General features: G+C 65.7%; 18 protein-coding genes, 1 tRNA gene and 1 pseudogene. 14 read left to right on the top strand and 6 right to left on the bottom strand.

From position 1 onward, the window contains the following. Positions 1 to 715 precede the first annotated feature (715 nt). The 5 genes and pseudogenes from GWI72_RS19390 to GWI72_RS19370 all read left to right on the top strand — a co-directional run bounded on the left by GWI72_RS19390 (position 716) and on the right by GWI72_RS19370 (position 7062). Positions 716 to 3868 carry a helicase-related protein gene (locus GWI72_RS19390; RefSeq protein WP_161709690.1) on the top strand — a complete coding sequence of 1051 codons (3153 nt, stop codon included), beginning with the start codon at positions 716 to 718 and terminating at the stop codon, positions 3866 to 3868. Then, positions 3865 to 4260 (top strand): annotated as a pseudogene (locus GWI72_RS19385) (RNA-binding S4 domain-containing protein); the annotation flags it as partial. The gene GWI72_RS19390 and the pseudogene GWI72_RS19385, both read left to right, overlap by 4 nt. Before the next feature lie 308 nt (positions 4261 to 4568). Continuing rightward, positions 4569 to 4907 (top strand): ferredoxin FdxA, encoded by a 339-nt coding sequence (gene fdxA, locus GWI72_RS19380; RefSeq protein WP_161677978.1) that lies wholly within the window; start codon positions 4569 to 4571, stop codon positions 4905 to 4907. A 418-nt stretch (positions 4908 to 5325) separates the two neighbouring features. Beyond that, complete coding sequence (locus GWI72_RS19375; RefSeq protein WP_161677976.1) at positions 5326 to 5910, top strand: CarD family transcriptional regulator; 585 nt, start codon at positions 5326 to 5328, stop codon at positions 5908 to 5910. A gap of 282 nt (positions 5911 to 6192) precedes the next feature. Then, positions 6193 to 7062: an RNA polymerase factor sigma-32 gene (locus GWI72_RS19370; protein WP_161677974.1), complete on the top strand. Its 870-nt coding sequence runs from the start codon at positions 6193 to 6195 to the stop codon at positions 7060 to 7062. A gap of 123 nt (positions 7063 to 7185) precedes the next feature. Here GWI72_RS19370 and GWI72_RS19365 read toward each other — a convergent pair whose 3' ends face one another. Both GWI72_RS19365 and GWI72_RS20040 read right to left on the bottom strand, forming a co-directional pair. Further along, the gene (locus tag GWI72_RS19365; RefSeq protein WP_390807038.1) at positions 7186 to 8688 is read right to left on the bottom strand and encodes a M48 family metalloprotease; all 1503 of its coding nucleotides are present in this window, start codon (positions 8686 to 8688) and stop codon (positions 7186 to 7188) included. Between the two features lie 26 nt (positions 8689 to 8714). Next, entirely contained in the window at positions 8715 to 9965 is a 1251-nt protein-coding gene (locus GWI72_RS20040; protein ID WP_209000188.1) for a hypothetical protein, read from the bottom strand. A gap of 19 nt (positions 9966 to 9984) precedes the next feature. Between GWI72_RS20040 and GWI72_RS19355 the strand changes: the two genes are divergently transcribed. After that, positions 9985 to 10061: transfer RNA gene (locus GWI72_RS19355), tRNA-Arg, on the top strand. A gap of 87 nt (positions 10062 to 10148) precedes the next feature. On the opposite strand, the gene GWI72_RS19350 is transcribed toward GWI72_RS19355, so the two are convergent. After that, entirely contained in the window at positions 10149 to 11099 is a 951-nt protein-coding gene (locus GWI72_RS19350; protein WP_161709688.1) for a DUF4279 domain-containing protein, read from the bottom strand. 255 nt (positions 11100 to 11354) lie between these two features. Between GWI72_RS19350 and GWI72_RS19345 the strand changes: the two genes are divergently transcribed. Further along, a complete protein-coding gene (locus tag GWI72_RS19345) occupies positions 11355 to 11912 on the top strand; it encodes an RNA 2'-phosphotransferase (protein ID WP_161709687.1) in 558 nt (185 codons plus the stop codon). A 70-nt stretch (positions 11913 to 11982) separates the two neighbouring features. Here GWI72_RS19345 and GWI72_RS19340 read toward each other — a convergent pair whose 3' ends face one another. Then, on the bottom strand, positions 11983 to 12255 hold the full coding sequence (locus GWI72_RS19340) for a hypothetical protein (protein ID WP_161709686.1): 273 nt from the start codon (positions 12253 to 12255) through the stop codon (positions 11983 to 11985). Positions 12256 to 12823: 568 nt separating this feature from the next. On the opposite strand from GWI72_RS19340, the gene GWI72_RS19335 reads away from it, so the two are divergent. Next, on the top strand, positions 12824 to 14350 hold the full coding sequence (locus GWI72_RS19335) for a DUF4214 domain-containing protein (protein ID WP_161709685.1): 1527 nt from the start codon (positions 12824 to 12826) through the stop codon (positions 14348 to 14350). A 361-nt stretch (positions 14351 to 14711) separates the two neighbouring features. Here GWI72_RS19335 and GWI72_RS19330 read toward each other — a convergent pair whose 3' ends face one another. Both GWI72_RS19330 and ppk2 read right to left on the bottom strand, forming a co-directional pair. After that, complete coding sequence (locus GWI72_RS19330; RefSeq protein ID WP_161709684.1) at positions 14712 to 15731, bottom strand: Gfo/Idh/MocA family protein; 1020 nt, start codon at positions 15729 to 15731, stop codon at positions 14712 to 14714. 160 nt (positions 15732 to 15891) lie between these two features. Next, positions 15892 to 16827 carry a polyphosphate kinase 2 gene (gene ppk2, locus GWI72_RS19325; protein WP_161709683.1) on the bottom strand — a complete coding sequence of 312 codons (936 nt, stop codon included), beginning with the start codon at positions 16825 to 16827 and terminating at the stop codon, positions 15892 to 15894. Positions 16828 to 17065: 238 nt separating this feature from the next. Between ppk2 and GWI72_RS19320 the strand changes: the two genes are divergently transcribed. Genes GWI72_RS19320 through GWI72_RS19295 form a run of 6 tightly spaced genes read left to right on the top strand, consistent with a single transcriptional unit; the run spans position 17066 to position 24222 of the window. Next, positions 17066 to 17662 (top strand): TetR/AcrR family transcriptional regulator, encoded by a 597-nt coding sequence (locus GWI72_RS19320; RefSeq protein WP_161677919.1) that lies wholly within the window; start codon positions 17066 to 17068, stop codon positions 17660 to 17662. Positions 17663 to 17685: 23 nt separating this feature from the next. Then, positions 17686 to 19293 (top strand): carboxyl transferase domain-containing protein, encoded by a 1608-nt coding sequence (locus tag GWI72_RS19315; protein ID WP_161677918.1) that lies wholly within the window; start codon positions 17686 to 17688, stop codon positions 19291 to 19293. Between the two features lie 4 nt (positions 19294 to 19297). Continuing rightward, positions 19298 to 19726, top strand: coding sequence for an ASCH domain-containing protein (locus GWI72_RS19310; protein WP_161677917.1), 429 nt, complete (start codon positions 19298 to 19300; stop codon positions 19724 to 19726). Beyond that, entirely contained in the window at positions 19726 to 21720 is a 1995-nt protein-coding gene (locus GWI72_RS19305) for an acetyl/propionyl/methylcrotonyl-CoA carboxylase subunit alpha (protein WP_161709682.1), read from the top strand. Before GWI72_RS19310 ends, GWI72_RS19305 begins: the two co-directional genes overlap by 1 nt. Continuing rightward, positions 21710 to 23368, top strand: coding sequence for an acyl-CoA synthetase (locus GWI72_RS19300; protein WP_161709681.1), 1659 nt, complete (start codon positions 21710 to 21712; stop codon positions 23366 to 23368). Before GWI72_RS19305 ends, GWI72_RS19300 begins: the two co-directional genes overlap by 11 nt. Continuing rightward, positions 23365 to 24222 carry a hydroxymethylglutaryl-CoA lyase gene (locus tag GWI72_RS19295; RefSeq protein ID WP_161709680.1) on the top strand — a complete coding sequence of 286 codons (858 nt, stop codon included), beginning with the start codon at positions 23365 to 23367 and terminating at the stop codon, positions 24220 to 24222. The genes GWI72_RS19300 and GWI72_RS19295 overlap by 4 nt, the downstream gene beginning before the upstream one ends. Position 24223: the final 1 nt, after the last annotated feature.

Raw genomic sequence — 24223 nt, 5'->3', positions numbered from 1 at the left:
GACAACTCATACAAAGGGATGATGTGCAAGGAAAGGGCCAGTATCGCTGACCTATCGGTCAACGATCCTCCAGATCACCCCGACGCCCCAATTCGGGACACCTAAGTTAAAACCGGGATCAGGCACAACAGTTTCATCAGAAACCAATCAGACGGCACATCGATCATCTGGTGGGCCTTGGCGGACGCCCCCCCAGATCCGGGAGGAACAGGACAGGAACGGAGCCTGATCCGCGATTCGTCCGCGCTGCGTTCCCTTTCGGTGCCGAAGGTTGCAAAGCGGGGTTGCAAGATTTCCGGCCGGCTTAACCAGATCTTGACGCTTGACGGGATTCGCCCGCGGACTCGAGTCCGAGTCGAAGGACGCGCCAAATCCTTGAGCAGATTCACGATTTCGTACGAAGACCTGTCGCGGGAACAAGATGTCGTAGGGAACGAATCCTGAATCGTCCAATGTCAGCGATTCGGACTTTCTTTGTTCCAGACTCGTTCTGCGTGCATCCGGACGCTGCCGGCACAGGACGAAAAGAGGGCAGGACAGAGCGCAACCGGCTGTGCTAGACAGCCCTTCGACCCGGCCTGATCCAGCCTCGCGTGACGCGGGCGGGAGCGGATCCAGAACAGCGGATCCCGGACACCGGCCCTCACAGTCAGGACCCAAGCGGCACCTCCCGGGGGCCGTCAACCGCCAAGGCCGCAACGAAGCACCCGCCGCGATGCCTCCGATCAAGACCCTGCCGTTGCCCCCGGCCGCCCGGGCGAAGACCGTCACGGCCGTGCTCGGCCCGACCAACACGGGCAAGACGCATCTCGCCATCGAACGGATGCTGGCCCAGCCATCCGGACTGATCGGCCTGCCGCTGCGCCTGCTCGCCCGCGAGGTCTATGCCCGTCTGGTTGCCCGCGCCGGCGAGGCGGCGGTGGCACTGATCACCGGCGAAGAAAAGATCATCCCGAAGACGCCCCGCTTCTGGGTCTGCACCGTCGAGGCCATGCCCCTCGACCTCAACACCGAATTCGTCGCCATCGACGAGGTCCAGCTCGCCGCCGATCTCGACCGCGGCCATGTCTTCACCAACCGGATCCTCAACCTGCGTGGACGGTCCGAGACCCTGCTCCTTGGTGCAGCAACGATCCGCCCGCTGCTCGAGAAGCTGATCCCCGGGCTGAACGTGGTGACCCGCCCGCGCATGTCGGTGCTCACCTATGCCGGCTCGAAGAAGATCACCCGTCTGCCGACCCGCTCGGCCGCCGTCGCCTTCTCCGCCTCAGAGGTCTATGCCATCGCCGAGCTGATCCGCCGCCAGCGCGGCGGCGCGGCCGTGGTGCTGGGCTCGCTCAGCCCGCGCACGCGCAATGCCCAGGTCGAGCTGTTCCAGAACGGCGACGTGGACTATCTCGTGGCGACCGACGCCATCGGCATGGGGCTCAACCTCGACGTCGACCACATCGCCTTTGCCGGCAACCGCAAGTTCGACGGCTACCAGTACCGGGCCCTGACCCCGGCCGAGATGGCCCAGATCGCCGGACGTGCCGGACGGCACATGCGCGACGGCACCTTCGGGGTGACCGGCCGCGTCGATCCGCTCGACGACGAGCTGGTGGAGAACATCGAGAGCCACCGCTTCGATGCGCTGAAGGTGCTGCAGTGGCGCAACAGCCAGCTCGACTTTGCCTCGCTGACGAGCCTGCGCGAGACGCTCGACCTGCCGCCGCGCGAAGAGGGACTGACTCGCGCGCCGGTCGGGGACGACATCCAGGCTCTGGAACATGCCGCGCGCGATCCCGATATCCGGGACATGGCCACGGGCCCGGCACGCGTGGAACTGCTGTGGGACGTGTGCCAGGTCCCGGACTACCGGAAGATCGCGCCGGCGAACCATGCCGACCTGTTGACCCACCTCTACACGTTGCTCGTGCGCAACGGCCACGTCGACGAGGACTGGTTTCAGCGTCAAGTGGCTTTCGCTGACAGGGTAGATGGTGATATCGACACTCTGGCGAACCGGATTGCGCATATCCGCACCTGGACATTCGTGGCCAACCGTGTCGACTGGCTGAAGGATCCCGCCTACTGGCAGGGTGTCACCCGCGGCATAGAAGACAGACTGTCGGACGCCTTGCACGAACGCTTGACCCAGCGCTTCGTGGACAGGCGGACAAGCGTATTGATGAGACGTTTGAGAGAGAACGCCATGTTGGAAGCGGAAATCACGCAAAGTGGAGACGTGCTCGTGGAGGGCCAGCACATTGGTCGTCTGCAGGGCTTCCGCTTCGCACCGGACGCGGTTTCGGACAGCCCCGAAGGCAAGGCCGTCCGCGCCGCCGCCCAGAAGGCGCTGGCCAGCGAGATCGAGGCACGCGCCGACCGGGTGTCGCGCGCGGCCAACGAGGATTTCGTTCTCTCCAGCGACGGCACCATCCGCTGGCAGGGCGAGCCGGTCGCCAAGCTGACCGCCGGTGACGACGCGCTTGCGCCGGGCTTCGTGCTGCTGGCCGACGAGCATCTGACCGGTCCGGCCCGCGACAAGGTGCAGGACCGCGTGAACCTGTGGGTCAAGGCCCATGTCGGCACCCTTCTGAAGCCGCTGATCGACCTCAAGGACGCCGAAGGCCTTGAGGGCCTGGCGCGCGGCATCGCCTTCCGCATCTACGAGAGCCTCGGCATTCTCGAGCGTCAGGACGCGGCCAACGAGATCCGCCAGCTCGACCAGGACATGCGCGCCTCCATGCGCAAGCTGGGCGTGCGCTTTGGCGCCTACAACATTTATGTGCCGGCCCTGCTGAAGCCGGCGCCGAGCCAGTTGCTCGCCCAGCTCTGGGCGCTGAAGCACGGCAGCCCGGACATGCCGGGCCTGGCCGAGCTGCCGCAGCTCTCGGCCTCGGGCCGCACCTCGATCACGGTCGATCCGCAGATCGACAAGGCACTGTACAAGGTCGTGGGCTTCCGCGTCTGCGGCCCGCGCGCCGTGCGCGTCGACATCCTTGAGCGGCTGGCCGACCTGATCCGCCCGCTGATCGCCTGGAAGCCGCTCGATGCCTCGGTCACTCCGCCGGAGGGCGCGATTGCCCAGGGCGGTGCCTTCACCGTGACCGTTGCCATGACCTCGCTGCTCGGCTGCGCCGGCGACGACTTCGCGGAGATCCTGAAGTCTCTCGGCTACCGCGCGGAAAAGCGCGAGATCCAGCGCCCGGTCGCGGCCAAGGCCAAGCCTCCCGAAGCCGTGGCAGCGGCTGCACCGGTCGAGACGGAAGCCTCGGCCGAACAGACCGCCGAAGCTGCAGATGTCGCGGCTGAAATCCCGGCACCCGACGCGGTTTCCGAGGCTGCCCCGGCTGCCGAAGCCGCCCCGGCGGAACAGGCTGCCGCTGAAGCGAATGCCGAGGCTTCGGCCGACGCACCCGAGCTGGAAACCGTCACCATCGACATCTGGCGTCCGGGCCGCGGCGAACGCCGTGGCCGGCCCGAAGGCGAAGCCCGCCGTGGTGGCGATCGCAATCGCGGCCAGGGTCAAGGCCAGGGTGAGGGCCGTGGCCAGGGCCGTGGCGACCGCCGTCCGCATCAGGGCAAGCGCGAAGGTGGCCCGGAAGGCTCCCGTGAAGGCGGACGCGATGGCGCTCGCCCCGAAGGCCGCCGTGGCGATGGCAACCGTCCCGAGGGGGCTTCGCGCGGTGAAGACCGCCGGGGCGGCCCGCGCCGGGATGACCGCAAGGGTGGCAAGCCGCAGGGTCAGGGCGGCCGGGACCAGGGCAACCGGGATCAGGGCAACCGTGACCGCGCGCCGCGTGCCGACAAGCCGATCGATCCCAACTCGCCCTTCGCAGCGCTCATGGCGCTGAAGGCCAGCATGGAAAAAGGCAAGTCCTGAGCCAGACACCTCCGGCAGGCCCGCAGCCCTCACAGCGGATCGACAAGTGGCTCTGGTTCGCCAGGGTCACGAAGTCGCGCACGCTGGCGCAGAAGCTTGCGACCGGAGGCCACGTTCGCGTCAACCGGGACAAGATCGACAGCGCCAGCAAGGCGATCCGCATCGGCGACGTGCTGACGATTGCGCTGGAGCGGCGTGTCCTCGTGCTGGAGGTGCTGGGGCTGGGCAACCGGCGTGGCCCGGCACCGGAGGCACATCTGCTTTACCGCGACCTGTCCCCGCCCCCGCCTCCGCGCGAGAGCGGCGGAGCGCCAGCGCCGGTCGCGCACCGCGACCCTGGCGCCGGCAGGCCGACCAAGCGGGACAGGCGGCGCATGGAGGCCTTCACCGGCGGCTTTGCCGACATCCCGGTCCAGCGGGGTCCAGACGCGGCGCCCTGGCCTGATCCCGACGCGATGACGCGCGATACGGACGATCCGGAGTAAGTTCATCCCTTGAAGGGCCTGCAGACGGATCACCTTTTCTTTCCCGGCCGGCCCTGTCGCCTTAGTTTGCTTGCCAGGATAAGGCAAAAGAGGTACCCAAACGCCCCAGATCAGGCTTACCTTCCGAGGGACACCTGCAACGGGATGTCAGCCAGGACCAGGCCCTGCGACCGGACGGGCGCGGCGCGGGAGTGGCCGCCAGCAAGAGGATCGCGATGACCTACGTCGTCACAGACAACTGCATCAAGTGCAAGTACACCGACTGCGTCGAAGTCTGCCCGGTGGACTGCTTCTATGAAGGCGAGAACATGCTCGTCATCAATCCGGACGAGTGCATCGACTGCGGCGTCTGCGAGCCGGAATGCCCGGCCGAGGCCATCCTGCCGGACACCGAGCCGGGGCTGGAGAAGTGGATCGAGCTGAACGCCGAATACGCGGCAAAGTGGCCGAACATCACGGAAAAGAAGGATGCGCTTCCCGAGGCCGCGGACTTCGATGGCGTGAAGAACAAGCTCGAGCAGTATTTCTCGCCGAAGGGTCCGAACGGGGCCTGAGCCGGCCGCCGGCCGGCCCTGAACTGGCCCGACTTCCCTTGCGGAACCATGCAAAGCGCGCAGGCTCACCCGGGCCGGCGCGCTTTATGCTTTGGATTTCATGGTTTTTGTGTTAGCTTACTCAAGTTGTCGTCGCCGTCTTTGGTTCACCCCCTCCCACTGGAGGTTTTTTTATGGTCGCAGTCCTGCACCGGATTGTGTGTGAGGCTATGCCTCCCGCCACGATCTCCCAAGTGAATGGCGACACGCAAGGACACATGACCATCGGCGGCTAACCATCCATAGACGTCAAAACTGGTGCGGCGCTTGCCATGGCACCCGCGCGCCCGGTTTTCGTTTCAACACCAACACGCGTCGCCCCTGTGGCGGCGCGACACGGCCCCTTCGGGCCGGCAACTGCGCAGGAGTTACGAGGCGTATGGCAACCATGACAAAGAAGACCTCGCAGCGTCAGGGTTTCAAGACCGGTGAGCACATCGTGTATCCGGCCCATGGCGTCGGCCAGATCCTGGCCATCGAGGAACAGAGCGTCGCCGGCCACTCGCTGGAACTGCTGGTCATCAGCTTCGAGAAGGACAAGATGACCCTCCGCGTTCCGGTCGCCAAGATTGCGACCGTTGGCATGCGCAAGCTCGCCGACGCGCCGACCGTCAAGAAGGCACTTGAGACCGTTCGTGGCCGGCCGCGCGTCAAGCGCACCATGTGGAGCCGCCGTGCCCAGGAATACGAAGCCAAGATCAACTCCGGCGATCTGATCGCCATCTCCGAGGTGGTGCGTGACCTGTACCGCTCCGACACCCAGCCGGAACAGTCCTATTCCGAGCGCCAGCTGTATGAAGCCGCGCTGGACCGGATGTCCCGCGAGATCGCTGCCGTGAACAAGTGCTCGGAGACCGAGGCGATCAAGCAGATCGAGCAGAACCTGGCGAAGACCCCGTCCCGGGCCAAGGCCGGTGATGCGGTTGACGACGAGACCGACGGCGACCAGGAAGAAGCCGCCTGATCCGGCGCCCTGCGCCGACACGTCAAGGGCCCGGCGGTTCACTCCGCCGGGCCCTTTTCCTTTGCAGAGCCACCTTTCGCAAGGCTGCAGTCGCACCTGTGACCGCCGCACCGTCCGCGCGTCGCCGGACCGCAGCAGAAGCGGGCGCGGACCTGCGTCCAGCCGCCGCAGCCTCGAAGTCGACACTGTGGCGCTTTTGCGGCCAATTTCATCGCGCGCGATTGATCTGGCCGGACTGGCGCTGCGTAAAGGCTGCAGGAACAAGAAGGAGCGATGCAAACCATGTCCGCATCGACCAGTAACCGGCGGCAGATGGTCAAGGCCGCCATGTCTGCTCCCTACCTCACCCGCGAGGAGGAGCAGGAGCTTGCAATCCGCTGGCGCACGAATGGCGACCGCAAGGCGCTGGAACGCCTGTCCCTGTCGCACATGCGCCTCGTCATCGCCGTTGCCTCGCGCTTCCGCAACTTCGGCCTGCCGATGAGCGACATGATCCAGGAGGGCCACATTGGCCTGCTGGAAGCCGCCTCCCGGTTCGAGCCCGAACGCGAGGTGCGCTTCTCCACCTACGCGACCTGGTGGATCCGTGCCTCGATCCAGGACTTCATCCTGCGCAACTGGTCGATCGTGCGTGGCGGCACCTCGTCCACCCAGAAGGCGCTGTTCTTCAACCTGCGCCGGCTGCGCGCCAAACTGTCCGGTGAGCAGCAGGGCATCACCGAAAGCGAGCTGCACCGCAAGATCGCCGAGACGATCGGCGTGAAGACGGCGGACGTGGACATGATGGCCGCCCGCCTGTCCGGTCCGGACACCTCGCTCAACGCCCCGCTGACGGAGAGCGAGGGCTCGAGCGCCGAGCGCCAGGATTTCCTCGTCTCGGACGCGCCCCTGCCGGACGACATCGTCGTTGATGCCATCGACGGCGAGCGCCAGACCCGCTGGCTGTCCTCCGCCATGGCGGTGCTCACCGAGCGCGAACGCCGCGTGCTGCAGGAACGCCGCCTCAAGGACGACAGTGCCACACTGGAATCCATTGGTCAGACGATGGGCATTTCCAAGGAACGCGTTCGCCAGATCGAGAACCGGGCGCTGGAAAAGCTGCGCGACGCGCTGCTCAAGATCCACCCCGACCGCCTCGCCTTTCTGCGATGACGGACCTGCGCTGAAGCGCAGCGGCAGCGGCTCTGGACCGAGAGGCACCGGGACGACAGCCCCAGGCGGCCCGACGCGCGGGTCCGCGCCGGTGCCGGTCCTGGTCCTCTTGTCGTCCCCCGGTCAGTCGACCACGAGCTTCACCGATGTCCCGGGCGGAATGACCTCGTCGGGCGTGAACCCGTTCAGCACCGAGAAGAACTCGAGGCGGCGTGACGCCTCGATGCCGCTCATGCCAAGCGCCAGCGTGCGCGGCGTGTCACCGGGCTGGGTCTTGACCACCTTGATCCGCAGCGACTGCAGCCGCGCCCGTTCGGTCGGTGTGAGCTGGCGGAAACTGCGGACCGTCTCGTCGTAATCGCGGTTGAACGCCGCGTTGGGGTCGCGGCTGGCGAAGATGAAACGATAGCCGTTGCGACCGATGCGAACCACGGCGATCCGGAACGACCAGCCCTGCGTGATGGCGGACCCGACCACACCGGGGAGGCCGTTGATCGTGGTTTCCTGCACGCTTTCCGGCAGCAGGCCATTGATCCAGCCGGCCGTCATGTACTGACGCAGATTGTCATAGCCGGTCAGATCGGCACCGTCGAAGCGCATGGCGGTGCCGGCACCATTGCTGGCGAGCACGGCCTCGGGCGAGTTTTCGAGCACGTAGCCGGCCGGCACCGAAAAGCCGATGCCGAGCGCCTTGTGCAGGAAATCGCGGCCGCGGACGAAGCCTTCGAGCGGATCGTCACCGAACAGCATGCCGTCGATGCTGGCGAGATAGGCTGTCCGGTCCCGCTCGCCGATGCCCGGGGCCCCGACCTGACGGGCGGCCTGCACTGCAAGGGTCACGCGCTCCGGCGTCGTCGGATGGGAGGACAGGAAGTCCGGTGCGCTGCTGCCGTCCTTGCGGGCATTCTGCAGCGCTGCAAACTGCGACATCGAGGAGAGGAACCGCGCGGCAGCGAAGGGATCGAAGCCGGCGCCCGCCAGGGTCTTCACCCCGACCACGTCGGCCTGAAGCTCCTGCACCTGCGAGAACCGGGCAAAGGAGAGCTGCGACGACAGCACGGCCTCGCGCACCCGCTCCGGATCGCGCACCACGTTGGAGACGACGCGGTTGGCGAGCTCGGTGGCTTCCGCCTTCTGCTGCCGCTCGATGGCATGGTTGGCCGTGACATGGGCCATCTCATGCGCCAGCACGGCAGCAACCTCGGACGTGTCGTTGGCCAGCGCCAGGAGCCCGCGGGTGACATAAAGGTAGCCGCCGGGCAGCGCAAAGGCGTTCACGGCCGGCGAATTGAGGATGGTGATGCGATAGCTCTGGCTCGGATCGTCCGAAGCGGCAACGAGGCGACCGACAACCGAAGCGATGGCGCGCTCGGCACCGGCATCTTCGTAGACGCCGCCGTAGGTGGCGACGACCCGGGGGTGTTCACGCTCGCCGATGTCGGCCGCGAGACCCGGACGCAGCGTGCCCGGTGTCACCACGCCAACCGTGGCCGACTTGCCGCCGAGCATCTGGCATCCAGACAGCACGACGAGCCCGGCCGCTAGCAGAAGGCCGCGCGTCAGCTGGCGCAGGACAGGGCGGGTCCTGCGCTTGGGTTCGTCCGGGGCAATCGTCTCAACGGGCAACTTAACTCACCGCCTGTCGCTGCACTTCACTCGGCCCGTTCGATCTGGGCCACATCCGTTACCTCGATATGGGGCCCGTCGCGCGTCTGGACAACGCCCCGCACCCGCACAACAGCACCTGTCAGCCGCGCCGGGTCGAGACCCGCCGCGACCAGTTGGCCCTCGAGGCTGCTGCTGAATGTAACGGTAAAGTCCGAGGCCCAGGAACGTCCAAAGTTCAAATACCGGGTCTGGCGGGATTTTCCAAGCGATTCAATGCGTCCTTCGACAAGGGCAAAGCGTCCGGCGCGGGCGAGCACGCGTTCGGGCTGACCGGCCCGCTGACGCAGGGATGCCGCAGGATTTTCCGGCAAACCCGTGGCGGACCCGGCCGCACGCCAGAGGCCCACCGCACTGCCGCGGGCCGTCGCCTCGGCGGCACCGAAGGCGGCCAGGCAGCCAACGGCCCGCGCCTCCGGGGTCCAGGCGGCGAGCCCTTGTGCCAGCAGCTGGTCCTGCAGCCGCTGCGGCGGCAAACCGGCATCCGGAGGCAGGAAGGCGACCGCCGGCAGGCGGCTCCAGCGGTCCTCCGGCCCCGTCGGCAGCACGTGCAGAGGCTGGCCGATCAGCCAGGCCCTGCCCGCCTCCGTCATCTCCACCCCGACGAGGCAGATCATGCGACCGTCATCGACCTGCAGGGTTCCATCGCGCGCGACGGTGTGAACCTGCAGGAGCCGGGTGTCCGCCGGCTGGGCGGGGCAGCGCGCCGCCTCCGGACCTGCAGCCTCGGGCCGCGGTCCGGCCGGCTGATCCCCTGACGGGTCCGGCACCGGGTCGGAGATCCGGTCGGATTCCGAGCCGGCTGCCAATCCGGATGCCAAACCGGATGCCGAACCGGATGCCGGGCCGGCGGCCGATCCGGTTCCGGGACCCGATGCAGGAGCGGGGAGCTGGCCCCCGGCCAGCACAACAGCCGCGGCCGCAGCCCGGGAGGAGGCAAGGCCCGGCGCGACGGCACCGCCCAGCACAAGCACCGGCATCAGGCAGATGGCGCAAGCCCGCCGGACAGGCCTGTTGCCCGGCACGGACGAAGGCCAGACCGCGGGCTCGGTTCCGCAAACGGACCGGTAAACGGCCACGACCCCCTGAGCGGATGCGCAGCGGGAGCCGGCCTGTCGGACCCGGCCGGACCTGCCGCGCGGGCGAGGTCCGGCGCCGTGCTGATCCACATCCAATCCCCAGCCCTCCCGCGCTCCTGCCATTTCACCCGCAAACTCTCGCCCTTCCGCCAGAAACATGCTACAGGCGATTTCGGTTGGTCCCGTAGCTCAGCAGGATAGAGCATCAGATTCCTAATCTGAGGGTCGCGCGTTCGAATCGCGCCGGGATCACCATTTTCCTGGTTCATGACGGTTATGCTGAGCGGCGGTCGAGCATCCGGACAGTCTTCAGTCCGAATCGTCAAATGGTCCTGACGCTCTTCAATCGTCATCAAGGCCATAGGAGGAAAACGAGAAAAAGCAATCCAGAGCAAGATCAGCCAGCCGGCTGATCTGGTCCCGCTCAAGGATTGGTCCGCCATATCCCGAAGCCGACCACCAGTAGCAGTTCAACTTAAAATTCTGCACGCCGTCATCTCGCAGAGCTTGGATCTTGCCCTGCCGGGGATGGATCTGGTCCAGCATCCAGTCCATGTGCAAGCGGAATTCTTTCGACAGGACAACCGGCTCGGAAGACAGGAACCAGGCGTTCAGCGGGTTCGTTCTCACCAATCCCAGACTGTTGGTTACGGTCCGGCCTTTTTGGCGAGTTGATGTCGGCACAGTGCCGAGAACCTCTGTCGCATACGAAGGATCGAATGCGCCCAGATAGATGCAGAGGTGCACATCCGCTCGCTCACACCGAGGATCATCAGTGCCGCGAGGTACAGGCGCGGGAGGCTGATATGGCCAGCAGCGAGCCGCAAGAGCTATCATCACGGGATCACGACCGGGCGCCGAGCAGATGATATCAAACTCCAGCCCAACACCAAGTTCCTTCAGTTTTGATATCTGTTGCGATGTCAGGTCAACATTGGCGCCGCCGTATGCCGACCAGATCCCGCATGTTATCGTCGTCGCCCGCGCACCGGCCTGCCTCAGTTGCCGCAACGCCCCTTGCACCGGGCAAAGCGCCTCTATCAGCCAGTCGATATGCTGCGCCATGTCTCTGCCGGAAACGGCCTCCTCGGATGACAGGAACCAGACATGCTGTCCTGCAGCCCTCTCGCCAGCGCCATCTGCTTGGAGATGCGAGTCGTGAGCGTCACCCGTTCGAGTGGGCCTAATCCCAAGGACCGTCGTTGCCTCTTCGAGGCTCACTGGTCCAAGATCGATCCGCAGCTCGGCCAGCACGCGATGAAATCCATTTTCGTCTTCTTCAATGGTGATCAAGGCGCCTCGCTCAGTCATCTTTCAGCATCGTTCTACCGAACTCAGGTTGCCCCCTTAGGGCAGCCCACCGATATGGTCGGCTCGTTCGCTGGGGCCGAAGGGCGGCTTTCGTACCGCCTGGCCATCGCGCCACGTCGATCTTCGGCAAATTTCATGATAGTTATACCCGCAATGGTGGAAAACCATCAGCGATGAACAGATGAATGCGCGCCGGAAATTCCCGTTCTGGCTCCCAAGCGAACGAAGACCGGACCAATGGCAAAGACATCCACCGAGCTCAGCAAGTTCCTGAGCTTTGTTTTGCGGCACAAGCCGGATGCCATTGGCCTGACGCTGGACGCGCAGGGCTGGGCGGACGTTGCCGATCTGATCGAACGAGCCAATGCGGCAGGCACACGGTTTGAACTTGCCGATCTTGAGGCCGTCGTCGAAACGAACGACAAGAAGCGCTTCACCCTTTCGGACGATGGCAAACGGATTCGGGCGGCTCAGGGGCATTCGGTCACAGTGGAGCTCGATCTTCCCCCACAGACGCCGCCAGACATCCTCTACCATGGCACGGCCGACCGTTTCCTGCCGTCGATCCTGTCGCAAGGGTTGACGCCACAGGGGCGGCATCAGGTGCATCTGTCACGTGACCGCGCGACCGCGCATGCGGTTGGACAGCGCCATGGCAAACCAGTCATCCTGAGTGTCGATGCGGCTGCAATGCAGTCTGCGGGCAACACCTTCCATGTTGCCGACAATGGCGTCTGGCTGACCGATCACGTTCCGCCAGCCTTCCTCACAATCGCCGACAACGGCACCGGCTGATATCGACGCACTCAACCGAATGCGGAAGATGGCGCCTGTGCGATGTCCGGACAGTGTCGCCAGACCGCTTTTAATGGCAGCCAAGGGTGCGAAGCCAGTCCGCGCCGGGCCGCTGCCGTTCTGCTTCCGCGTCAGGAGCAAGGTCCGACACCTCCGCAAGCGTCCCATCTTCGTCCAGCAGCCCGGCAATGCACACGTGATACGGCTCGTCCGGATCCGAATGATCAACACCGCCGCAAAGAAACTGCCAGTCCGTCCCGTCCCGCACCACGAGCAGCACTGCACGCTCACGCCGGAAGACATGACCGCAGCAGTAAACACCCAACCGGAGATCATCGAACATTGCATTTCCACTCGAAACTGATTGCACACTCAGATGATCAATGCGATCAACGCCTCAATATTTAGATGAAATTTGAAAAGTCATTTTTCATCTCTTCCGCATACACAGTCAAACGTCGAAAAATTTTTAAAAGGCGAAATATAACTCAATTAATTCAAAGTATTAGAAGTCAGACTTGAGTCCATGCAAGATATACATGAGTCGGAATTATGAACCCAGATCAGTCTGATGTATTTCATTGATCACCCCCTCTGAAGTCGGCCTTTTATTCGACCCCGAAGGACCATCCATATTCATATGAAAAAATCACGGGCTCCGGCTTGCACCTGATTTTTAGCGACTTGCACATATCAGCTCATGCGAGCATATGTCGTCCCGCGCAGGCACTCCCGAAGGCTGCCGTTGGGTGCATCCGGCAGGCTGACGACAATGGCTTCGGCTTCCGCCACCTTGCGTCACTGACTGGCGCGAGGCGTCAAAAGAACCACCCATTTATTGCCACTCCCCCCACCTTGCGAACACAGCGCCGCCATGAGATTCCTCATATGTGCCCTTGTGGAGAACACATATGACGAAATTCGTTACCGTCAGTCAGATTCCGACCAATCCTTACATCGCCGGCCTGCTGACCGAGCCGGAGAACCCCAATCCGGTGCGCTGGGACAACTCGCAGCCGCTCAAGATCTTTTTTGACAATTCGGGCGTCCGCGCGTGGTCTCAGGCCGAGATTCAGAGCAACATCGCCGGCTTCAACGAGTGGTCGCGCGTTGCCAACATCGATTTCGTCCTGACCAACAACAAGGCCGAAGCGCAGATCATCTCGATCTTGCGCACGACGATTGATGGCAAGGACAACCTGCTCGGCCAGACGACCGCCCCGTCGGGTGGCACCAATCCGATCACCATCGAATACTCCGTGCGCGGCCAGAACTTCGACAATCTGGCGCTCGGTGGCGACAGCTACCACACCGTCGTGCACGAGATCGGCCACACGCTTGGCCTGTATCATCCGCATGACGGCACCCTGTTCCCGGGCGTTCCGAACGGCGCGGACACCAACACCGGCACCAACGGCCAGAACCAGGTCATCTTCACCGTGATGTCCTACGTGTCCGGCTGGACCGGCGAACCGGTGACCAGTCCGACCTTCGGCACCGCGTCGTCGGCCATGGCCTTCGACATCGCCGCCGTGCAGCACCTTTACGGTGCCCGCGCCGCCGAAACCGGCAACAACACCTACCTGCTGCACACCGCCAACGCCACGGGCGTGAGCTGGCGCTCGATCTGGGACACCGGCGGTGTGGACACCATCTCGGCCAACGGCGCCACGGCCGACGCCACCATCGACCTGCGCGCCGCACCGCTCACCGGCGAGAACGCCGGCGGCTATGTGTCGTGGGTCAAGGGCGTCAAGGGCGGCTTCACCATCGCCAACGGCGTGACCGTCGAGAAGGCGATCGGCGGCGGCGGCAATGACCGTCTGGTCGGCAACGAGGCGCACAACGTCTTCCTCGGCAACGGCGGCAATGACTCGATCGACGGCCTGGGCGGGCTTGATGTCGCCCAGTTCCTGACCACCCGCGAAAACGTCCAGATCGAACGTGGCCCGGGCGCCATCGTCGTGAATGCGAACAATGCCGGCTTCGGCACGGACACGCTGACCAATGTCGAGCGCGTCCAGTTCACCAACGGAATCCTCGCCTTCGACACCGATGGCGGCACCGCCGGCCAGGTCTACCGGCTGTACCAGGCCGCTTTCGCGCGTACCCCGGACAAGCCCGGCCTGACGCACAACCTGAACCTGGTCGACAACGGTCTCGGCATCAAGACCATGTCCGCCGCGTTCATCGGCTCGGCCGAGTTCGTCAACCGCTACGGCCAGAACACCTCGGACACCACCTTCATCAACGCGCTGTATCAGAACGTGCTCGGCCGCGGTGCGGATTCGGCCGGTCTCGCCGGCTGGCAGCAGCGCCTGTCGGATGGCTCCTGGAACCGCGCCGACGTGCTGTTCGGCTTCTCCGAGAGCGGCGAGAACAAGGCCCTGGTCGCCAACGCGATCAAGGACGGCATCTGGCTCGATCTGGTCGCCTGATCGACGGATCTCTCCACGAAAACAAAACGGCCCGGGCGATCCGCCCGGGCCGTTTTGCCAGACTGCTGACAAACTTACTCGCAGTCATTCCGGCCCAGCTGAGCGTGAGCGAAGCGCCGAGCCGGGATCCAGATATCAGCCGCGCGAAGCGCGACACACATGCCGGTCGCAAGTCGTATCGAGTTGACTTAGTTTTGGGCTCGCGTGCGCTCGCACAGACATGCTGGATTCCGGATCTGCGGTTCGCTGAACGCTCACCTTGTCCGGAATGACGGCAAACTGACGAAACTCCGAGGTTTGTCAGCAGTCTGACAAAAAGGCCCGGGCGATCCGCCCGGGCCTTTTTTCGTCTGCTTCTCCTTCAGAGCGGCGACACGTTCGCCCAGCCGCCGTCGCGCTCGGAGCGGACCAGCGCATCGAGGATTTCCATGTTGCGCACAGCGTCCTCGGCGGCATAGGGCGCCGGCACCTCGCCCAGAACGGCGCGGCCAAAGGCGTCCGCCAGTTCGGCATACTGGTCCGAGGGCGCGATCTCGAGCACCTCGGCAGCCGCATCGCCCAGCTTCGCGCCGCTGTCGAGCTTGAGACTGACCCCCTCCCCCTGCGGTGCGTTGAAGGGAATGGTGATCTCGAGCCGGCGCCTTGTGCCCACCAGCTGCAGCCGCTGGAACGGCGCCAGCTGGGTGGCGACGGTGAACTCCAGCCGCCGGCCGTTGCCGAAGTCCATCAGGCCGCTCGACAGACGGTCGGTGCCGAAGGCCGGGTCGCGGTCGATCAGCGAGACCACCCGCAGCGGCTCGGCATCGAAGAAGAAGCGTCCGGCCACCATCGGGTAGCAGCCGATGTCCATCAGCGCGCCGCCGCCGATGTCGGCCCGGTTGCGGATGTTGCCCGGGTCATCGTTGAAATAGCTGAAGAACGCCTGCACGGCCTTCAGCTCCCCGAGTTCGCCGGAGCGCACGATCTCGCGGGCTTTCAGCCACTGCGGATGCCAGCGCACCATGAAGCCCTCGGCAACCAGCTTGTCCCTGGGCAGGTCAAGCAGCTGACGCGCCTCGGCCGCCGTCAGCGCGATCGGCTTTTCGCACAAGACATGCTTGCCGGCCTTCACGGCGGCAATCGTCATCGGCACATGCAGGTGGTTGGGCAAGGGATTGTAGATCGCGTCGATGGACGGATCGGCCAGCAACGCCTCGTAGCTGCCATGCGCCACCGGAATGCCCAGCGCGCGGGCAGCCGCATCGGCGCTCTCCTGGCTGCGCGAGGCAATCGCCGCGACTGTCCCGGTCTTCGAGCGCCGGATCCCCGGGATCACCTTTTCCCGCGCGATGCGGGCTGTCGACAGCACGCCCCAGCGAACAGGCTTCGCAGTTTCAGTCATGATGTACGCTCCTCAGAACCGGCAACAAGAGAACGGTGGCACGTGATCAGCCGGTGCGGCGATGGTGCGACCGTCAGGAAGGGAGCGCACATTGGCAGGCTTTTCCGCGCCGTTCCAGTCCCCCGTGAGGGACTGGAACGGCGCCACGTGGGCCCCGCGGTCAGTAGATCTTCGGCACGTAGAGTTCTTCCGGCAGCGTCATGCGCTCGTAGTCCGGGTTGAACACGCGATCCGGCAGCTTGATCGGGTCATGCGGAATTTCCTCATAGGGAACCTGCGACAGGAGGTGCGAGATGCAGTTGAGACGTGCCGCCTTCTTGTCGTTGCCCTCGACGATGAACCAGGGCGCTTCCGGGATGTTGGTGCGCGCGAAGGTCTCTTCCTTGGCCTTGGTGTAGGCTTCCCAGCGGATGCGCGACTGCAGGTCCATCGGCGACAGCTTCCACTGCTTCAGCGGATCATGGATGCGCATCAGGAAGCGCAGCTGCTGCTCCTGGTCGGTGATGGAGAACCAGTATTTCACCAGCTTGATGCCGGAGCGGGCCAGCATGCGCTCGAATTCGGGGACGTCGTTGAAGAATTCCTCGACCTGGTCCGGGTTGGCAAAACCCATGACCCGCTCGACGCCGGAGCGGTTGTACCAGGAGCGGTCGAACAGGACCATCTCGCCAGCCGCCGGCAAATGCGGCACATAGCGCTGGAAGTACCACTGGGTCTTCTCGCGCTCCGTGGGGGCCGGCAGCGCAACGACCCGCGCCGCGCGGGGATTGAGACGCTGGGTGATGCGCTTGATCACGCCGCCCTTGCCGGCGGCATCGCGGCCCTCGAACAGCACGACCAGCTTGTAGCCGGTGTGCTGGATCCAGTCCTGCATCTTCACCAGCTCGGCCTGCAGCCGCAGCAGCTCTTGGAAATAGACCTGACGTTCGACCGTCGACTTGTGCTTCATGTCGGAAATGAAGGCCAGTTCGCGCGCCAGCTCCGGCGACATCATCTGGTCGTCGATTTCCATCTCCAGCTCTTCATCGAGACTGTCGAGCCATTCGGCATCCACCCAGCTCAACTCGCGCGCGTTCTTCTGCTCGTTCCCGTCCATGATCCGGTCCTTGTCCTCGGGCGGCAACCTGCCGTCCGGAATTTGCCGCCGGCAAAATACACCGCGATTGCGACAGCTTGCCGAAGCCCTGGCAAGATGTGGCGATGCCGGATCCCCCGCTCAAGGCAGCCCTCGACCGCCGGCCCGGATCGCGGGCTGACCGGAACATGCCGGACAAGAAACGGCTTGAAAATGAATGATCGTTCATTTATTTTCCAATCCGGGAGGAAGAGCAACCATGGCGCGACCGAGCGGAGCGAAGGGCGAGGAGACGGCGGAGCGCGTGCGCGCAGCTGCGCTCAGCCTGTTTGCCCGTCAGGGCTACGCGGCCGTGTCCATGCGCCAGATCGCGGCAGAGGTCGGTGTCCAGCCCGGCGCGCTCTACAATCACTTCCCCACGAAGCAGGATCTCCTGAGGGACCTGATGTCCGGCCATATGGCCGCGCTGCTGGCCGCCTGGGAGCAGGAAGCGGCGACGGCCCCGGCGGACGAGGCCCCGAAGCCCGCGTTGGAGCGGTTCACCCGCTTTCACATCCGCTATCACCTGGCCCGCACCGACGCGGTGTTCATCTCCTACATGGAGCTGCGCAACCTGGAGCCGGAGAACTTTGCCGGTATCGAGGCGCAGCGTCGCGCCTATGAGGACGTGCTGACCCGCATCCTGGAACGCGGGGCGGCGGCGGGCGAGTTCAGGGTCAGCGAGCCGCGCGTCGTGACCCGGGCCCTCATTGCCATGCTGACGGGTCTGGGCACCTGGTACCGGCCCGGTGGCCGCCTCAGCGAAACCGACATCGAGACCATCTATCTCAACATGGTGACCGGCAGCGTCACCTGAGACCGCAAGGGAGCGAACCGCCCATGGGCATTCTGAAATCGAACGTCGCCACGCGCGGCGAGACCTTCGAGAAGAACCGCGCCGCCCATGAGGCCGCGCTGGCCGAGGTGCGCCGTGCGGCCGAGGCCGCCTTTGACGGGGGCGGGGCCGTTGCCCGCGAGCGCCACACCGCCCGCGGCAAGATTCTGCCGCGCGAGCGGGTGTCGCGCCTGCTTGATCCGGGTTCGCCGTTCCTGGAGATCGGCCTCTTTGCCGCGCACGAGATGTATGACAATGCCTCCCCGTCGGCCGGTGTCATCGCCGGCATCGGCCGGGTCGAGGGCCGCGAGGTGATGATCGTCGCCAATGACGCGACGGTGAAGGGCGGCACCTACTATCCGATGACGGTGAAGAAGCACCTGCGCGCGCAGGAGATCGCCGCCGAGAACAACCTGCCTTGCGTCTATCTCGTGGATTCCGGCGGCGCCAACCTGCCGAACCAGGACGAGGTGTTCCCCGACCGCGACCACTTCGGGCGCATCTTCTTCAACCAGGCCAACATGTCGGCGCGGGGCATTGCCCAGATCGCCGTGGTGATGGGCTCCTGCACCGCCGGTGGCGCCTATGTGCCGGCGATGAGCGACGAGACCATCATCGTCAAGAACCAGGGCACCATCTTCCTCGCCGGCCCGCCGCTGGTGAAGGCGGCGACGGGCGAGGAAGTGACCGCCGAGGATCTGGGCGGCGGCGACGTGCACACGCGCCTGTCCGGCGTGGCCGATCACCTGGCCCGTGACGACGCCCACGCGCTGGCGCTGGCGCGCCGCGCGGTCGCCAATCTCAACCGGCTGAAGCCGGCGCAGCTCGATCTGGTGAGCCCGGAAGATCCGCTCTACGACCCGGAGGAAATCCTCGGCGTGGTGCCGGCGGACCTGAAGACGCCCTATGACATCCGCGAGGTCATCGCCCGCGTGGTCGACGGCTCGCGCTTCGACGAGTTCAAGGCGCGCTACGGCACGACGCTGGTCTGCGGCTTTGCCCATATCTACGGCATGCCGGTCGGCATCATTGCCAACAACGGCGTGCTGTTCTCCGAGAGCGCGGTCAAGGGCGCGCATTTCGTGGAGCTGTGCTCGCAGCGCAAGATCCCGCTGGTGTTCCTGCAGAACATCACCGGCTTCATGGTCGGGCGCAAATACGAGAGCGGCGGCATCGCCAAGGACGGCGCCAAGCTGGTGACGGCGGTCGCCACCACCTCCGTTCCGAAGATCACCATGCTGGTCGGCGGATCGTTCGGGGCGGGCAATTACGGCATGTGCGGCCGCGCCTATTCCCCGCGCTTCCTGTGGACCTGGCCGAACTCCCGCATTTCGGTGATGGGCGGCGAACAGGCCGCCGGCGTGCTGGCCACCGTCCGGCGCGAGGGCATCGAGCGCAAGGGCGGCAGCTGGTCGGCGGAGGAAGAGAAGGCCTTCAAGCAACCGGTCATCGACCAGTTCGAGGCGCAGGGCCATCCGCTCTATGCCTCGGCACGGCTGTGGGACGACGGCATCATCGACCCGCGCAAGACGCGCGACTGCCTCGCCCTGTCCCTGTCGGCCGCGCTCAACGCCCCGATCGACGACACCCGCTTCGGCCTGTTCCGGATGTGATGCCATGACCAAGACACTGGATGATCTGAAAGCCAAGTATCCCGGCGCCGTCACCTTCAAGTTCGGCGACAGCGAGCGCTTGTCGGCGGAGCTGATTGCCCTGGTACGCAGTGGCCGCAAGACCGGCACCTGCGGAGCGCTGCGCGATTTCACCGAGGGGGAAGAGGCGCTGCCGGTGGCCGGACGCCGGGACATCGTTCTCAACTGGGACGACACGCCTGCCCTCGTCATCGAGACCACGTCCGTGGCGATCCGCCGTTTCTGCGATGTCGATGCCGAGTTTGCCCTGAGCGAGGGGGAGAACGAAGATCTCGCCGGCTGGCAGCGGGACCACGGGGCCTATTTTGATCGCAACGGCGGCTTTTCGCCGGACATGGAACTGGTCTGCGAGCGGTTCCGCGTCGTGGAAGATCTGGCCGGGGAGGCACAGTGATGTTCAAGAAAATCCTCATCGCCAACCGGGGCGAGATTGCGTGCCGGGTCATCGAAACCGCGCGGCGGCTGGGCATCCGGACGGTTGCGGTCTATTCCGACGCCGATGCCAACTCCAAGCATGTGGCGCTGGCCGACGAGGCCTGGCGGCTGGGACCGGCGCCCGTGGCCGAGAGCTATCTGAAGGTCGAGCGGATCATCGAGATCTGCCGTCTCAGCAAGGCGGAAGCGGTGCATCCGGGCTACGGGTTCCTGTCCGAGAACCCGGGCTTCGTCGATGCGCTGACGGCTGCCGGCATCACCTTCATCGGCCCCAGCGCCGACGCGATCCGCGCCATGGGCCTGAAGGACGCGGCCAAGGCGCTGATGCAGAAGGCCGGCGTGCCGGTGGTGCCGGGCTATCACGGCGACAACCAGGACCCCGCCTTCCTGAAGGCCCGTGCCGACGAGATCGGCTATCCGGTGCTGATCAAGGCCCGGGCCGGCGGCGGCGGCAAGGGCATGCGGCGGGTGGATGATCCGATCGACTTCCTCGCTGCGCTGGAAGGCGCGCAGCGCGAGGGGCAGGCGAGCTTCGGCGACCCTTGCGTCCTGATCGAGAAGTACCTGACCAAGCCGCGCCATATCGAGATCCAGGTCTTCGGCGACAACCACGGCAATGCCGTGCATCTGTTCGAGCGCGACTGCTCGCTGCAGCGCCGCCACCAGAAGGTGATCGAGGAGGCCCCGGCGCCCGGCATGCCGGAGGCAATGCGCGCCGCGATGGGCGCTGCCGCCGTGCGGGCGGCCAAGGCGATCAACTATTCCGGTGCCGGCACCATCGAGTTCATTGCCGACGTGTCGGACGGGCTGTCGGAAGACCGCTTCTACTTCATGGAGATGAACACCCGCCTGCAGGTGGAGCATCCGGTGACCGAAGCGATCACCGGGCAGGATCTCGTCGAATGGCAGCTGAAGGTGGCGAGCGGCGAGAAGCTGCCGCTGACCCAGGACCAGCTGTCGATCAACGGCTGGGCCTTCGAGGCGCGGCTCTATGCCGAGGACGCCGCCAAGGGCTTCCTGCCGGCGACGGGCACGCTCGACCATCTGCGTCTGCCTGCGCACATCGCCCGGGTGGATTCCGGCGTGCGCCAGGGCGACACCATCACCCCCTACTATGACCCAATGATCGCCAAGATCATCGTGCATGGCCCGGACCGCAAGACCGCGCTCGCCCGCCTGCTGGCCGCGCTGGAGGCAACGGAAGTGGCCGGCTCCGTCACCAACGCCACTTTCCTGGCGGCGCTGTGCCGGCACGAGGGCTTTGCCGCAGGCGACGTGGACACAGGCCTGATCGGCCGCGACCAGGACGCGCTCATCGCCCAGGGCGAGACGCCGCCGACCGTGATGGCACTGGCGGCGCTGGCGAGCCTCGGGCTGCTGCGTCCGGCGGAAGGGACGGATCCCTGGGACCGTCTCATCGGCTGGCGTGGCTGGAGCGCCTCGCGCCAGTTCGCCGTGCTGGACCACAAGGGCGCGCGGCACGAGATCGAGGCGCGCAGCCTCGGCCGCAGCCGCTTTGCCGTGCATCTTGCCGGCAACGTGCTGGAACTGGAGCTGACCCATGTGGGCGATGGCGAGATCCGCTTCGACACGGGCGGCCACCGCGACAAGGCACGGCTGGCCGAGACGGGCCAGGGCCTATCCGTGTTCTATGCCGGTGAGGCCTTCGAGTTTGTCCGGGCGGATGTCCTGTCCGGAGACGACGAGGGCGATGCGGCCGGCGACAAGCTGGTTGCGCCGATGCCGGGTCTGGTCAAGGTACTGACGGCGCAGAAGGGCATGGCTGTGACCAGGGGCCAGCCGCTCGTCATCCTCGAGGCGATGAAGATGGAACACACGCTGACCGCCCCGCGCGATGGCGTGATTGCCGATGTCTTCGTTGCCGCCGGCGAGCAGGTGACCGACGGCACGCTGCTGCTGGCCCTTGCCGAGGAGACGGCCGATGCAGCCTGACCCGGCGCTGGCTTCCGCCGACAGTTACGAGGCGCTGCGGGACGGGTTCCGCTGGCGCGTGCCCGAGCGCTTCAACATCGGCGTCGCCATCTGCGACCGCTGGGCCGATGTGGAGCCGGAGCGTGAGGCGATCACCTATGTGGCCGAGGATGGCGTGGCGACGCGCGTCAGCTTCGGCGAGCTGAAGGCGCTGTCGAACCGCCTCGCCAACCTGTTCCGGGCGCGTGGTCTGGAGCGGGGCGACCGGGTCGGCGTGTTGCTGCCGCAAAGCATCGAGACGGCCGCCGCGCATATCGCCGCGCTGAAATGCGGGGCGATCACGATCCCGCTGTTCACGCTGTTCGGCGAGGAAGCGCTGGAGTACCGGCTCGGCAATGCCGGGGCGAAGATCGTTGTCACGGATGCCTCCGGGGCGGCCAAGCTCTCCCGCCTGCGCGAGGCCCTGCCGGCGCTCACCACCGTGCTCTGCATCGATGGGGCCATGGACGGCGCCGAGGATCTGGCACGGGCCCTGACCGGCCACGAGACGCAGTTCACGCCCGTCGACACGGGCGCCGACGATCCGGCGATCATCATCTACACCTCGGGCACGACAGGTCAGCCGAAGGGGGCCTTGCACGGTCACCGGGTGCTGATCGGCCATCTGCCCGGTGTGGAGATGAGCCATGATTTCCTGCCGTGCCCGGGCGACCGCTTCTGGACCCCGGCCGACTGGGCCTGGATCGGCGGCCTGCTCGACGTGCTGATGCCGGCGCTGTATCACGGCATTCCGGTCGTGGCCTGCCGCTTCCGCAAGTTCACCGGCGAGGCGGCCTTCGAGCTTATGCAGGCCCAGGGCATCCGCAATGCCTTCTTGCCGCCCACCGCGCTGAAGATGATGCGCCAGGTGGAGAGCCCCGAGAGCCGCTACAGCCTGTCGCTGCGCTCCGTCGCCTCGGGCGGCGAAACGCTGGGCGCCGAGCTGATCGCCTGGGGCCGCAAGGTGTTTGGCCTCACCATCAACGAGTTCTACGGCCAGACCGAATGCAACATGATCGTCTCCAGCTGCGCCGCCGTGATGGACGCAAGGCCCGGGATCATGGGCCGCGCGGTGCCCGGCCATGATGTGAACGTGGTGACGGAGGCAGGCGAGATTGCCGCGGACGGCGAGCAGGGGCTCATTGCCGTGCGGCGGCCCGATCCGGTGATGTTCCTCGGCTACTGGAACAACGAGGCGGCAACCAGGACCAAGTTCCTCGGCGACTGGCTGCTGACCGGCGACACCGGCGTGCGCGACGCCGACGGCTGGCTGCGCTTTGTCGGCCGCGACGATGACGTCATCACCTCGTCGGGCTACCGCATCGGTCCGGGCGAGATCGAGGACTGCCTGTTGCGCCATCCTTCCGTCGCCATGGCGGGCGTGGTCGGCAAGCCGGACCCGCAGCGCACGGAGATCGTGAAGGCCTATGTGGTGCTGAAGGCCGGGGTCGAGCCCAGCGACGCGCTGGCCGATGACATCGCCCTGTTCGTCAAGACCCGCCTCGCGGCGCATGAATATCCGCGCGAGGTCGATTTCGTCGATGCCCTGCCGATGACGACCACCGGCAAGGTCATCCGCCGCGAGCTGCGCCAGCGCGCCAGCGAGGAAAGCAAGGAACTGCGCCCATGACCGGCTTCGTCACCCTGTTCGAGATGGGCCCGCGCGACGGGCTGCAGAACGAGAAGCGCATGATCGCGACCGGGGACAAGATCCGCCTGGTCGACATGCTCACCGACTGCGGCTTCGTCAAGATCGAGGTGACCAGCTTCGTCAGCCCGCAGTGGGTGCCGCAGATGGCCGATGCGGCGGAGGTGCTGGCCGGCATCCGCCGCAAGCCGTCAGTACATTACACGGCGCTGACGCCGAACGTGAAGGGCTACACCGCCGCGCGCAACGCCCACGCCGACGAGGTGGCGGTATTCGGCTCGGCCTCCGAGGGCTTCTCGAAGAAGAACATCAATTGCTCCATCGCCGAGAGCCTGGAGCGTTTCCGCCCGCTGCTGGACAAGGCACTGGACGACGGCATTCCGGTGCGCGGCTATGTCTCCTGCGTCACCGATTGCCCCTATGACGGGCCGACGCCACCCGAAAGCGTCGCCCATGTGGCGGCCGAGCTGATTGCCATGGGCTGCTACGAGGTCTCGCTCGGCGACACGATCGGCGCCGGCACGCCGGAAAGCATCGGCCGGATGCTGGACGCGGTGCTCGCAAAGGTGCCAGCCCATCGCCTCGCTGGCCACTATCACGACACGCGCGGCAACGCGCTCGCCAACATCGAGGTGAGCCTCGAGAAGGGGCTGCGGACCTTCGATGCTGCCGTGGGCGGCCTCGGCGGCTGCCCCTATGCCCCCGGCGCGAAGGGCAATGTGGCGACCGAGGCCGTGGCAAGACTGCTGGCCGAACGGGGCTACGAGACCGGACTGGACCTCGAAAAACTGGCAGAGGCGGCGGCCTTTGCCCGGTCCCTGCGTGAGGAGGCGTGAG

The sequence above is a fragment of the Pannonibacter sp. XCT-53 genome (genome assembly GCF_009915765.1).
GTDB classification, from domain to species: domain Bacteria; phylum Pseudomonadota; class Alphaproteobacteria; order Rhizobiales; family Stappiaceae; genus Pannonibacter; species Pannonibacter tanglangensis.
This window is presented reverse-complemented; position numbering and strand designations above follow the sequence as displayed.

What these genes read in the sequence shown, in the direction of transcription:
- GWI72_RS19300 (WP_161709681.1), top strand. Translation starts at nt 21,710, where the DNA reads ATGCAGCCTGACCCGGCGCTGGCTTCCGCCGACAGTTACGAGGCGCTG.
- GWI72_RS19315 (WP_161677918.1), top strand. Translation starts at nt 17,686, where the DNA reads ATGGGCATTCTGAAATCGAACGTCGCCACGCGCGGCGAGACCTTCGAG.
- GWI72_RS19295 (WP_161709680.1), top strand. Translation starts at nt 23,365, where the DNA reads ATGACCGGCTTCGTCACCCTGTTCGAGATGGGCCCGCGCGACGGGCTG.
- GWI72_RS19330 (WP_161709684.1), bottom strand. Translation starts at nt 15,731, where the DNA reads ATGACTGAAACTGCGAAGCCTGTTCGCTGGGGCGTGCTGTCGACAGCC.
- GWI72_RS19375 (WP_161677976.1), top strand. Translation starts at nt 5,326, where the DNA reads ATGGCAACCATGACAAAGAAGACCTCGCAGCGTCAGGGTTTCAAGACC.
- fdxA (WP_161677978.1), top strand. Translation starts at nt 4,569, where the DNA reads ATGACCTACGTCGTCACAGACAACTGCATCAAGTGCAAGTACACCGAC.
- GWI72_RS19345 (WP_161709687.1), top strand. Translation starts at nt 11,355, where the DNA reads ATGGCAAAGACATCCACCGAGCTCAGCAAGTTCCTGAGCTTTGTTTTG.
- GWI72_RS19340 (WP_161709686.1), bottom strand. Translation starts at nt 12,255, where the DNA reads ATGTTCGATGATCTCCGGTTGGGTGTTTACTGCTGCGGTCATGTCTTC.
- GWI72_RS19320 (WP_161677919.1), top strand. Translation starts at nt 17,066, where the DNA reads ATGGCGCGACCGAGCGGAGCGAAGGGCGAGGAGACGGCGGAGCGCGTG.
- GWI72_RS19305 (WP_161709682.1), top strand. Translation starts at nt 19,726, where the DNA reads ATGTTCAAGAAAATCCTCATCGCCAACCGGGGCGAGATTGCGTGCCGG.
- GWI72_RS19310 (WP_161677917.1), top strand. Translation starts at nt 19,298, where the DNA reads ATGACCAAGACACTGGATGATCTGAAAGCCAAGTATCCCGGCGCCGTC.
- GWI72_RS19390 (WP_161709690.1), top strand. Translation starts at nt 716, where the DNA reads ATGCCTCCGATCAAGACCCTGCCGTTGCCCCCGGCCGCCCGGGCGAAG.
- GWI72_RS19335 (WP_161709685.1), top strand. Translation starts at nt 12,824, where the DNA reads ATGACGAAATTCGTTACCGTCAGTCAGATTCCGACCAATCCTTACATC.
- ppk2 (WP_161709683.1), bottom strand. Translation starts at nt 16,827, where the DNA reads ATGGACGGGAACGAGCAGAAGAACGCGCGCGAGTTGAGCTGGGTGGAT.
- GWI72_RS19370 (WP_161677974.1), top strand. Translation starts at nt 6,193, where the DNA reads ATGTCCGCATCGACCAGTAACCGGCGGCAGATGGTCAAGGCCGCCATG.
- GWI72_RS20040 (WP_209000188.1), bottom strand. Translation starts at nt 9,965, where the DNA reads ATGTTTCTGGCGGAAGGGCGAGAGTTTGCGGGTGAAATGGCAGGAGCG.